Raw genomic sequence first — 11,181 nt, 5'->3', positions numbered from 1 at the left:
ACCCGTTAGAACGTGCCCATGCCGAGCACACAAGAGAAGAGCCCCGAGGCGAATGCCGACGGGGCTCTATCGTGGGAAGGCGTTGCTGTCCTTCCGGGATGCCGGCGATGGGCGGCCGGACTTTGAAAAACCGGGACCTTGCGTCCTGCGGTTGATATTATGGTACGCCCGCGAGCCCTTCCCGTCAAGCCTCAACACGCACGATTTCGCAAGCTAGACGGCAGGAAATACCCGCATTCGCACTCATCTGCATTCATCACGCACAAAATGAGCCAAAATGGAAGAGCCCCGAGGCAATGCCGACGGGGCTCTATCGTGGGAAGGTCTTACGGTACCTTCCGGGATGCCGGCGATGGGGAGCCGGACTCTTGAAAACCGGGACCTAGTGTCCTGCGGTTGATACTATGGTACGCCCGCACGAAGCTTTCGTCAAGCGTCTTTTGGCTCGAACTCCCCCTCAAAAACCCTCATTTGCACTCATCACGTCCGAAGGTGCGCCGCGGGCTCAGGATTCATAGAAATTCGGCGCGGGAACCTCTGTCTTCAGACAGGGGTTATTGACCAGCAGGAGGCCGTCAGAATTCGAGCGTCATGTCGTACCAGACGGCGCCGCCGTGTTCGGAAGCGGAGACGCCCATGTTGACGAAGCCGAACTGTTCGTAATAATGGATGAGCCTTTCCTTGCAGGTGAGGATGAGGCCGCGGCGGCCCTCGGCCCTCGCCTTCTCGATGAAGGCGCGCATCAGCAGGGGCGCGGCGCCCCTGCCGCGCATTTCAGGAAGCACGCAGAAGCCGAAAATCGACTGCCAGGCGCCCTTCGGGTCGTGCAGGGAGGCGTTCTCGAACATCGGATCGGAGATCGTCGCGTCGTTCGTCACCATGCCGTCGATGAGACCAACGGGACGGCCGTCCTCGCACAGAAGCATGAAGCACTCGGGAAAGACCTTCATGCGAGCCTCGAAGCTCTCGCGCGTGGCCTTCTCCTCGGGCGGGAAGGACTGCGCTTCGATGTCGGTCATGGCGTCAAGGTCGCTCATCGCGGCGGGGCGGACGGTCAGCATGGGATTTTCCTCAGAGTGTTTCGTACGCGCCATATTATAGGAGCCTGCAGGCCTTTTCCCATCCGGTGCGCATGACGATGGCGGCCCATCTCATGAAGTTGAGTTGACAAAGCATTCGCTCAATTCTTCCTGAAGGCCAGGAGCGCCACGTTGGCGATGACAAGCGCGATGCCCGCGGTCTGCCAGAAGCCGAGCACGTCGCCCAGAAAGAGCATCGAGAAGAAATAGCCCGCAAGCGGCTCGGCGCTGTTGAGCAGCCCCGCCACCACGGGCGAGACGTGCCTCAGGCCCGCGAGAAAGCTCCAGAAGGCAAACATCGTGCCGAATAGAACGAGAAAGGCGAAGGCGCCTGCGGACGCCGCGGTCCATTCGGCCGAAATCGAGAGCGGATTGCAGAAGACGGACGCCCAGACGCCGCCGAAGACCAGACCCCACGCAAGCGCGGGCACAACGCCCGCGCGGGCGACGAGGCGCTTGGACTGGATGTTGTAGGCGGCGGCCATGATGGACGAAACGAGTCCCCAGACGATCGCCATCGGCGAGAAGACAAGCCCGGAGAAGTCGCCGTCGGTCACGATGAGGGAGACGCCTGCGGCAGCGAGCAGGAAGCACGCGATCTCAAGCCGCGGCACGGGGCTTCGGTTCACGATCGCGCTCCAGAGTCCGCACCAGAGCGGAACGGTCACGAGCAGGATCGCGCCCGTGCCTGCGTTCGAATAGTAGATGGACTCGAAGAACGCATTGTGCGCGCCGAAGAGGAGCGCGCCGCTCACGGCGGCGTCGATCACCATCCGGCGGTCGGTCCAGAGCCTCCAGATCGCCCGCGGGCGCACGAGGCTCATGACGAGCACGAAGAGCGAGCCTGCGCAGAGCTGGCGCAGCGTTACGAGCTCAAGCGGCGTCTCGAAGGCGCCCGAGGAAAAGAGATACTGCACGGACGTGCCCATCGCGCCCCACAGAATGCCTGCGAGGAGGACTAGCGCGACGCCCGTGAGGTTGGAACGGTCGACTGGCATAAAAAAATGAAAGCTGCGTGGTTTTCCAGCCTGTTTCGTTATCTTATCAGACGGAACGGGAGCTCGCGACAACGCAGAAAAGGCATCGGGCGCCGCCTTGTCAGCGACGCCCGATGAGTCTTGATGATGCGCCTCTTCCCTGCAGCGCCCGTCAGAAGCCTTCTGCCGGAATGAAGCTCGCCTTGGGATGGCCGCACTCGGGGCAGGTCCAGTCCTCGGGGAGATCGTTGAAGGGAGTGCCCGGCTCAATGCCGAATTCGGGAAGCCCCTCTTCGGGATCGTAGACGAACCAACACACCTTGCACTGCATGTGCATCTCCGGCGTGATGCGTGCGCGCATCAGGCGGTCGAGACCGTCGCTCACGTCCGAGCCTGAAAGGTTCGTCGGGAGGACGTCATCGCTCACTTCATTGTCGTTCATCGGGCCTCCTCCACGGGTTCTCCGCCGATGGCGCCGCGCTCGAGGTCCTTTTCGACCCAGTCGACCATCTCGCGGCAGCGCTCGACGGTGTCGTCGAAGGCCTCGCAGGGCGAGGCCACCTCGGGCGGGATCACCGCGCAGACGTAGGCGTCAAGGAGCGGCTTGCCCGCATTGTTGAGCATCTTCGTGTGCCAGATGCCGCGCACGCCCGTGCGGTTGATCGTGCTTTTCGCAAAGCCCGTGATCTCGGCCCGGATGTCACCCGTGCCGAGCGTGGAGAGAATCGCGCGGGAGTCGCCCGGCGAGAGCGGCTGCTTGGTGAGTTCGACCATGTGGGCGGGGCTCTCGGGGAGCCTCGACCAGTCGATCTTCTGCTGTGCGGCGCGCAGCTCCTCCAGAATCGCGGGAGCCGCGAAGACGTCAGAGCCATTGTTGACGATCGTGCCGACCGTCTCTTCGCCGCCCCGGGCGGCAAGCCACACGCAGCGCGGGATGCGTCCGAGAATGAAGGAGTCGTGGCCGCCCATCTGCAGGCGCCAGAGGGCGGGAATGCCCGTTTCCTCCATGCGGGCGAGCCCGTCGTGGAGCGTGATGCGCACCTCACCGCTGCCGAGCATCGGCAGGATGAAGGGCAGCCAGGCGCGGTCGAAGCTCCTGAAGTCCCAGACGCGGTGAAGCTCCTCGAGGACTTCGGGCCCGGCGGCCTTCGCCTCGAGCACGGCCTTCTCGACCTCGCGCAGAAAGTCAACGAGCGCCCGCGCGGCTGCGCGCTCTACCTCGGGCGGGAGCTGCGGCACCTCGGCCCATCGGCCGGCGCCGTCCAAAGTCAGACTGGACATGGGGGATCTCCTAACTCAATCTTCCGTTTTCTGCAGGATCGCAATCGTGCGCGAAGGGCCCTTCTCACGGGCCCCGATCTCGACGAGCGCCTGAATGTATTCGTCCCAGCCCATCAGTCCCTCGGCGGCGCCGAGGTACTCCGCGCCCCTGAAGAGCGCGACGGCGGGAAACTTGCGGATGCCGTAGCGTGCGCCGAGGGCCCTGCCCTCGGAGACGGCCGTGTACCAGCCCGAGGCGACGGCGGCGCCGAGCGCCTTCCTGAGCTCGGGGCCGATCACGGCGATGTCGAGCGTCTCGCGCCTCAGGTTCGGATCCTCCGCAAAGAGGACCATCTTGAGGCCGGGCGCTTCGAGCATCGTCTCGAGCGTGGCGCCCGAGAATTCCGCAAAGCCCGCCTCTTCGCGCAGGCGCGCAAAGAGCGGATGAACGGCCGTGTCGACGACGGCCTCGACGGGCGGCTTGGGTTTTGCCATGGATCAGGCTCCTTTCTTTCCGACGAGCGCCTGCAGATGCGGCGGGAGCCGAGGCTCGCCCGTCAAGTCCTCAAAGCCGGCGGCCTCGGCCGCCGCCGATTCGTCACCCGCCATCACGGCGGAGACGCACGCGAGCGCTCGACCGATCCTTTCGGCCTCCTCTTCGCTCACGGTGCGGATGACGCTCTCGCGAAAGACGAGCACCCAGTCGCCCGGCGCGAGTTCGCCCACGAGCGACGTGTCGACCTTCAGGTCGGGCGCGCCCTCGCGCCTTGCAACGGCCGAGAGGCCCTCGGCCTCAACGATCCGCATGGGAACGGCAATGCACATGCCATGCCTCCTTTTTATGCGGGCCTCCTGCGGGAGGCCTCATTTTCTCTCGAAGGACGGATCCTCGACGTGTACGCCCGCGGGCCTCACGAGGAAGCGCTCGTCGCCGATGCGGCAGGCCTCGGCCTCGCAGGGACGGCCTTCCTCATAGGGCGCCTCCTCCACGCAGGCGGCCATGAGCGGCGCGACTTCGGCCCCTTCGGGACGGCGGGCAAGATCAAAGCCCCAGCGCGCCACTTCGGCACGACCGAGCTCGACCGCCTCGTCAAGCAGGTTCCTGAGCGTGTCGGAAAGGCTTCCGCCGTAGTCGTCGAGCCTTTCGGGCTGAACACCCACGACGACCAGGCTCTCGGGGGCGCGGCCCATCAGGGCCGCAGTGGCGAGCAGTTCGGAGAATCCCGTCTGATGCGGGGAGATCTTGGTGGTGAGCCATGGCTCGACGTCGTCGTCGCGCAGCACCATCATCGTGCCGGGCTCCTCGTGGAAGTCGCAGCAGTCGAAGACGAGGATGCGGCGCGCGGACGTGATGAGGTTCATCAGATAAAAGCCCAGCGTGCCGCCGTCCTCGACGCGCACCTCAGGCCTGTCCTCATAGAGCCTGTGAAAGTGTTCGACGCAGCGAGGCCCGAACCCCTCGTCGGCCCAGAGGATGTTGCCGATGCCGAGCACGAGCACTTCGCATCGGTCGTCTAGTACGTCAAGCGCCATGAATGCCCCCCGTTGATTGTCCTGCCCTTTAATATAGACCAGCACGCCTCGGTCGGCATCAGTCAGGCGTAGCGAATCCACTACGCACTATGGAGGAGAGGCCGCGCGACGTTCGGCAGGGTTTTCAGGCCTTGCGCGAGGCGTTCTTCTTCGCCGTGAGGTCGTCGGCCTCGAGCACGATGGCTCGAATCCACCTGAGGCTCACGAGGGTTGCAAGCACCTCAGCGAGAGGCTGGGAGGCGCACAGGCCCGTGAGGCCGAACCATCCCGGGAGCGTGAGGATGAGCGGCAGGAAGCACCAGCCCTGCCTGAGGCTCGAGAGGAAGGACGCGGCCTTGGGGCGGCCGAGGACCTGATAGGTCATGTTGGCGATCATCGAGACGGCGATGAAGGGGAAGCCCGCGAACGCCCAGCGCATGGCCGTCGTGCCCGTCTCCATCACCTCGGTGTCTCCGCCCGCGAACACCGAGACGATGCTCTCCGAAAAGATGAAGCCCGGAATCGCAGCCGCCGTCGTGAAGGCGGTGCCCGCGACGATGGTCGAGACGAGCGCCTTCTTGACGCGCGCGTAGTTGCCCGCGCCCCAGTTGAAGCCCGCCACGGGCTGGTAGCCCTGGCCGAGGCCCACCATCACGGCGTTGACCGTCATGAGCACGCGGCTCACGATGCTCATCGCCGCCACGGCCGCGTCGCCGAAGCCGCCTGCGGTGAGGTTGAGGATCGAGGCCGCGACGGCCGCGAGCGCGTTTCTCAGAAGGCTCGGCATGCCGTTTCGCAGAATCGTGGGCGAGAGCCTGCGCAAGCGCTCGAGCGTGGGCGGAATGATCCTGAGGAGCCCCGCCTTCCTGCGGTAGTGATTGACGAGGATGAGCAGACCCGCCGCCTGGGAGAGGACGGCGGCCCAGGCCGCGCCCTCGATGCCGAAGCCCAGTCCGAGGATGAAGGCGGGCGTGAGCGCAAGATTGAGGATGCCGCCCGCGAGCAGCGCGCGCATGCCGACGACGGCAAGGCCCTCGCTTCTGAGCAAGTTGTTGAAGGTGAAGCTCGCGCACACGACGGGCGAGCCGATGAGAAGAACCTCGGCGTAGCGCACGGCGTCGGGCATGATCGTGGGCGTCGCGCCCAGGACCCTGAGGAGCGGCTCGTCAAAGAGTAGGCCCAGCACGCCGATCGCCACGCCGCCCAGCACGGAGAGGAGAATGCCCGTGCCCGCGATGAAGCCCGCGGCCTCGTATTCGCCCGCACCGAGGAGGCGCGAGGTCTGGCTCGCGCAGCCCTGTCCCGTCATGATGCCGACGGCGGCGAGGATCATGTGGAGCGAGAAGACGATGCCGAGCGCGGCGACAGCCGTCGTACCCAGGGTCGAGACGAAGTAGGCCCCCGTCAGGTTGTAGATGGCGGGCGTGAGCATGCTCACCATGGTGGGCGCGCCGAACTTGACGACCATCGGGAAGACGGGTCCCGTGAGGAGCTCGCCTCTGGTTTTCGCGGCCTTGTCGCCGGACGCGGGCGCCGTCATGCGAGGCGGGCGTCTTCGGCCGGCTCGAAGGACGGCATGAGGCGCAGCTTGTGGAGGTTCAGGACGTGGAGCCTGTCGATGCGGGCCCTGACTGCCTCGTCGGGGCACTCGCCCGTGAGCACGTAGCGGTCAAGCACGGCATAGGTGAAGCCGAGGCGCTCCTCGTCGGTCGAGCCCGAGAGGCCGTCCGAGGGCGTCTTGTCGACGAGCGACCCGGGCAGTCCGAGCGCATGGCCGATCTGGCGAACCTCGTGCACGAGAAGGTGCGAGAGCGGGCTGAAGTCGCCCGCGGCGTCGCCGTACTTCGTCGAGTAGCCGACCCAGTCCTCGGAAAGATTGCAGGTGTTGGCGACGCGCCCGCCCTGCGGGAGCATCTGGCCGACGGCATAGAGCGTCGTCATGCGGATGCGGGCGGGCATGTTGATCGCGGCGTCCCGCGTGAGGCCGTCCGTGCCCGACAGCTCGAGCAGTCCCGGCGAAGCCTCGAGCGCGCCCCTGAGGCCCTCGACCGCCGCATGAATGTTGACCTCGACGATCCTGATGCCGAGCACGCGCGCAATCTCCCTCGCATCCTCGATGTCGGCCTGCACGCCGTCAGGCATGAGCACGCCCACGACGCGCCCGGCGCCGAGCGCCTTCACGCAGAGCGCGGCCGTCACGGTCGAGTCCTTGCCGCCCGAGAGCCCCACCACGGCGCTGCACTTCGGGCCGTTCTCTTCAAAATACCTGCGGATCCATTCCGCAAGGTCGTCCGCCGTCTGCCGAGGGTTCGCGAGCATTCGTCACCTTTCACGTCTTTTGCGGACGGCGCACCGCGCGCCGCCCTGCCTCCCGTCATTTTAGCGGCTCACCCGCCTGAGGGTGACTCTCATTTGCAAGCCCGCCCCGGTCGGGAAAGGCGATCCTCCCGAGTAGAATATGAGAGACACGCGAAAGATTGAAGCAGACGTCAATAACCCCCGCCTAAGGCGGATGTTCCCTCGCGGCAATTCTATGGCAGCGCTCCTCAAACTTCTTCTCTTCACGCTTCTGATGCACACGGCGTGCACGTCGCTGCGCTTTACCGCGACGCTTGACGCCATTCATGCAGGGGCCTCGTCCTTCGAGGTGGGCCTCATGCTCGCCTCGATCTCGTTCGGGCCCATGTTCCTTGCGATCGCCGCGGGCCGCTGGCTCGACCGTTCAGGTCCGCGCGCTCCGATGCTCGCCTCACGGCTCTCCGTCATGGCGGCTGCGGGCTTCGCCATCCTGCTTCCCGCATCCGACCTCGGGATCGCGCCTCTTTTCGGCGCCTGCGTCCTCACGGGCCTGTCCTTCATGCTCACGAACGTCGTGATCCAGCGCCTCACGGGCGACGTCACGACGCCGAAAAACCGCCGCTTCGCCTTCACGGCGCTCTCGCTCACGACCGCGAGCTCGAACCTTGCGGCCCCCGTCGTCGCGGGCTACGTGATCGAGCGACTCTCCTACACGGCCGTCTACGTCTGGAGCGCGGTTGCGCCCCTCATTCTCTCCGTGCTCCTCTTCGTGCCCGCCTTCGGGATCGTCATGAAGGCAAGGCCCCGCGCCGTCAGGGCGGAGGCGGGACGCACGAAGGGGTCAGCCGCGGACTTCCTGCGCGACGGCCCGATGCGCGCCGTGCTCGTCGCCTCGGTCATCATCTCGATCGCCTGGGAGGTCGGCAACCTGCTCATCCCGATCTACGCCGCGGGCGTGGGGCTTACGCCCTCCGAAATCGGCTGGGTGCTCGGGAGCTTCGCGGCGGCCACGTTCATCGTGCGCTTCGTGACGCCGTTCCTCCTCAAGGTCGTGCTCGAGTGGCACATGATCGTGCTCTCGCTCCTGCTCGCCACGGCGGCCTTTGCCGTCATGCCGCTCGTCACCACCCAGGGCGCCATGATGGGCGCCGCCTTCGTGCTCGGGCTCGGCCTCGGGGCGTCGCTTCCCAACATGATGTCCCTCGTCTACCTCTTCTCGCCGCCCGAGCGCATCGGCGAGGCCATCGGCCTTCGCATCATGGCGCTCAACCTCGGCAAGTCGGTCTTTCCCGTCCTCGCCGGGCTCCTCGGCAACTGGATCGGCGCAGGCTCCACCATCTGGTGCCTCGCGGCCTTCGCCGCAGGCGGATGCGGGTACGCGGGCGCTGCGGCCCGCACCGTGCTCTCGAGGATGAAGGCGCTCAGGGACGCGAAAATCGATGGATGAGTCCTGGATGACGGGGATGGAAAGAGCAAGGGCCTGCAGGCTTTGGAAAGCCTGCGGGCCCTTCACTTGTGTTTCACCGCGGATCCTTTTTCAGCCCCCCGTCCCGCCTCGTGGATGAGGCGGGTTCCGACGTCCGGAATTAGACGAGGAAGTACAGGATGCCGAGCGTGATGATGGCGGCGGGAGCCGTGCGCTTGACGACTTCGATCGGGGAGACGCCTGCGATGCCCGAGAGCAGGATCAGGCCGCCCGCGAGCGGAGAGGACATGCGGCCGAGGCCGGCGGCGATCATGGCGAGGTAGCCCAGACCGTCGATCTTCATGCCGAATTCGGCGGCGTGAGGCGTGACGGCTTCGTTGAAGGCGAACGCGGCGGCGTCGCCGGAGCCCGTCAGGACGCCGAAGACGTACGGGCCGACGGAACCGCCGATCTTGGCGACTTCATTGGCGTGCGTCAGGTAGTTGACGAAGAGGTCGATCACGCCCGTGGCGCGAAGACCGGAGGCGAACACGCCGGCGGCAATGATGATGCCGAGGATGCTGCCGTAGCCCTTGCCCATGCCGTCGAAGAACTTGGAGATGGTCTTCTGCGGGTCGGCGCGGGTGACGAGCATCGCGTACATCATGCCGATGAGCATGGCGGTCGCAACGGAGATCTTGACGGACGGAATGTAGAAGGAGAAGCCCAGAAGCAGAGCGACCGGAACGAGCGGAGCAAGCGCGCAGAGCACGTTGACCTTTTCGTCCTGATGTTCTTCTTCGGTCTGGGCGGCGTCTTCAAAACCGCCCTTCTTGAAGTCGCCGTAGGCGACGCAGACGCCCGTCATCAGGACGACGAGGCAGCCGCAGACCATGAAGGTCACGTTGGCGTACCCGCCCACGAACTCCATCACCTCCATGCCGGCGAGCTTGGCGATGAACGGGTTGTGGGAGACGCCCGGATTGAAGTAGCCGGCCATCACGCAGGAGGCGACGGCAGCGGCGGCCATGGCCGGACGGAAGCCCGCGCGAACGAGAAGCGGGATGAGCGTCGGGCCAACGGCGGCGGACATGCCGGCCATCGACGGAATGGCGGTGGCGACGACGAAGCCCACGAGGATACAGGCCGGAAGCAGGAAGATGCCGAGCTTGCCGAGCGGCTTCGTGAGGAGACGGACGAGGTGACGGTCGCAGCCCGTGAGCGAAATGACGCCGGCAAAGCCGAGCGCCGAGCAGATTGCGATGATGAGCGAGCCGTTCGTCATCGACTTATCGAACTGCTTGAAGGCCGCCATCGGATCCATGGCGATGAGGGTCATCACCAGACCGGCGGTGAGAAGCACGAGTCGCGTTTCATAGCGCTTGATGAGCGCATAGACGGTGGCGCACACGACGAGAAGCGCCAGACCGATGGTAATGTTCATGGGATTGTCTCCTGCCGCAGCATGCCCCGCGGGCGCTGCGCAGCGTGGTTGTGTCGGATGTCCGCAGTCCGCCGCGGTGATTCCGGGAGCCTCCTCCGATGCCGGAATCCGCTCTGCCGGACCGCTCCGCGGCCGCCTGTTGTGTACAGGCCGAAGATTTTACCAAATTGCGGCGTAAAGCTCCGTTCAGGGCGGAGATATAAGCCGCGGGTTTTTCGATGAACGCTAGTATCATATAGGCTTGATTATTCGCCAAGGCTTTTCGTTCAAACTGAAACCCGACGGAGCTCAAGACAGGAAAATGTCCCGCTTCGCCGGTTGTACGCGCTGGGTGTACAACCAAGGGCTTGCATGGAACGAAGAGCGTCGTGCAGCGGATCCCGCCTTTCATCTCAGCTATTCGAAGCTTTGCACCGAACTGCTGGTTTGGAAGGAGCAGAATCCCTGGCTCAAGAAAACGCACTCGCAGGTTCTCCAACAGTCGCTGAAGGATCTGATGGGCGGCTTCCAGAAGTTCTTAAAAGGTCTGTCGGCCTTCCCGAAGAAGCACAAGAAGTTCGTGACAACGGACTCCTTCCGCTTCCCGCAGGGCTTCAAGATTGACGAAGGACGACGGCAGATTTATCTGCCGAGCATCGGCTGGGTCAAATACAAGCGAAGCCGCTTCATTCAAGGCAAGGCCAAGAACGTGACGGTTTCCCGACAAGCCGACGGATGGTATGTTTCCATCCAGACCGAGTACGAAATGGAACCTCCCAAGCATGCCGGCGACAGTGTCGGCATTGACATGGGATGCGTCCGTTTCTGCACGCTTTCCGACGGCACGTTCTTCGAGCCGTGCGGCGCACTCAAGAAGCAGCTTAAGAAGCTTGCTTGGATGCAGCGCAGGCTCGCAAGAATGCAGAAGTTCGGGAAGAATTGGCGCAAACAGAAGCCGCGATTGCAAGGCTTCATCAGCATATCGCCAATGTCCGTCGTGATTTCATCGAAAAGGTCTCGCTGAATATCTGCAAGAACCACGCAGAGATTTTCAGAGAGGACTTGAAGGTCAAGAACATGACGGCATCCGCGAAGGGAACTGTTGAGGAGCCCGGCAGTCGCGTTGCACAAAAGAGCGGTCTCAACCGTTCCATTCTCGATCAAGGCTGGGGGATTTTCTTCAACAAGCTTGAGTCAATAACCCCCGCCTAAAGGCGGAGGCTTCAA

The 11,181-nt window shown here is 64.5% G+C and carries 12 protein-coding genes and 1 pseudogene; 3 read left to right on the top strand and 10 right to left on the bottom strand.

The window, feature by feature from the left end:
* Window positions 1–575: 575 nt before the first annotated feature.
* The 9 genes from HMPREF3036_RS11390 to nadE all read right to left on the bottom strand — a co-directional run bounded on the left by HMPREF3036_RS11390 (window position 576) and on the right by nadE (window position 7,147).
* Window positions 576–1,061, bottom strand: coding sequence for a GNAT family N-acetyltransferase (locus HMPREF3036_RS11390; RefSeq protein WP_005436872.1), 486 nt, complete (start codon window positions 1,059–1,061; stop codon window positions 576–578).
* A 119-nt stretch (window positions 1,062–1,180) separates the two neighbouring features.
* Window positions 1,181–2,077, bottom strand: coding sequence for a DMT family transporter (locus HMPREF3036_RS11385; protein ID WP_062334666.1), 897 nt, complete (start codon window positions 2,075–2,077; stop codon window positions 1,181–1,183).
* Between the two features lie 151 nt (window positions 2,078–2,228).
* Window positions 2,229–2,498: a rubredoxin gene (locus HMPREF3036_RS12540; RefSeq protein WP_062334663.1), complete on the bottom strand. Its 270-nt coding sequence runs from the start codon at window positions 2,496–2,498 to the stop codon at window positions 2,229–2,231.
* Window positions 2,495–3,337 carry a hydrogenase expression/formation C-terminal domain-containing protein gene (locus HMPREF3036_RS11375; RefSeq protein ID WP_082897477.1) on the bottom strand — a complete coding sequence of 281 codons (843 nt, stop codon included), beginning with the start codon at window positions 3,335–3,337 and terminating at the stop codon, window positions 2,495–2,497. The genes HMPREF3036_RS12540 and HMPREF3036_RS11375 overlap by 4 nt, the downstream gene beginning before the upstream one ends.
* Before the next feature lie 15 nt (window positions 3,338–3,352).
* Window positions 3,353–3,811: a thioredoxin domain-containing protein gene (locus tag HMPREF3036_RS11370; protein WP_062334658.1), complete on the bottom strand. Its 459-nt coding sequence runs from the start codon at window positions 3,809–3,811 to the stop codon at window positions 3,353–3,355.
* Between the two features lie 3 nt (window positions 3,812–3,814).
* A complete protein-coding gene (locus tag HMPREF3036_RS11365; protein WP_005436862.1) occupies window positions 3,815–4,141 on the bottom strand; it encodes a HypC/HybG/HupF family hydrogenase formation chaperone in 327 nt (108 codons plus the stop codon).
* A 39-nt stretch (window positions 4,142–4,180) separates the two neighbouring features.
* Window positions 4,181–4,849, bottom strand: coding sequence for a HyaD/HybD family hydrogenase maturation endopeptidase (locus tag HMPREF3036_RS11360; RefSeq protein WP_005436860.1), 669 nt, complete (start codon window positions 4,847–4,849; stop codon window positions 4,181–4,183).
* Between the two features lie 124 nt (window positions 4,850–4,973).
* Entirely contained in the window at window positions 4,974–6,368 is a 1,395-nt protein-coding gene (locus HMPREF3036_RS11355; protein ID WP_062334655.1) for an MATE family efflux transporter, read from the bottom strand.
* Window positions 6,365–7,147: an NAD(+) synthase gene (gene nadE / locus HMPREF3036_RS11350; protein ID WP_062334652.1), complete on the bottom strand. Its 783-nt coding sequence runs from the start codon at window positions 7,145–7,147 to the stop codon at window positions 6,365–6,367. The genes HMPREF3036_RS11355 and nadE overlap by 4 nt, the downstream gene beginning before the upstream one ends.
* Window positions 7,148–7,361: 214 nt before the next feature.
* Between nadE and HMPREF3036_RS11345 the strand changes: the two genes are divergently transcribed.
* Window positions 7,362–8,573, top strand: a complete 1,212-nt coding sequence (locus HMPREF3036_RS11345) for an MFS transporter (RefSeq protein WP_231853642.1) — start codon at window positions 7,362–7,364, stop codon at window positions 8,571–8,573.
* 139 nt (window positions 8,574–8,712) lie between these two features.
* On the opposite strand, the gene dcuC is transcribed toward HMPREF3036_RS11345, so the two are convergent.
* Window positions 8,713–9,975: a C4-dicarboxylate transporter DcuC gene (gene dcuC, locus HMPREF3036_RS11340; RefSeq protein ID WP_005436853.1), complete on the bottom strand. Its 1,263-nt coding sequence runs from the start codon at window positions 9,973–9,975 to the stop codon at window positions 8,713–8,715.
* 301 nt (window positions 9,976–10,276) lie between these two features.
* Between dcuC and HMPREF3036_RS11335 the strand changes: the two are divergent.
* Together HMPREF3036_RS11335 and HMPREF3036_RS12400 are read left to right on the top strand one after the other, a co-directional pair.
* Window positions 10,277–10,980, top strand: a pseudogene (locus HMPREF3036_RS11335) (RNA-guided endonuclease InsQ/TnpB family protein); the annotation flags it as partial.
* A 36-nt stretch (window positions 10,981–11,016) separates the two neighbouring features.
* Window positions 11,017–11,166: a hypothetical protein gene (locus HMPREF3036_RS12400; RefSeq protein ID WP_231853641.1), complete on the top strand. Its 150-nt coding sequence runs from the start codon at window positions 11,017–11,019 to the stop codon at window positions 11,164–11,166.
* Window positions 11,167–11,181 lie beyond the last annotated feature (15 nt).

This window comes from Sutterella sp. KLE1602, from assembly GCF_001578585.1.
Classification (GTDB): domain Bacteria; phylum Pseudomonadota; class Gammaproteobacteria; order Burkholderiales; family Burkholderiaceae_F; genus Sutterella; species Sutterella wadsworthensis_A.
This window is presented reverse-complemented; position numbering and strand designations above follow the sequence as displayed.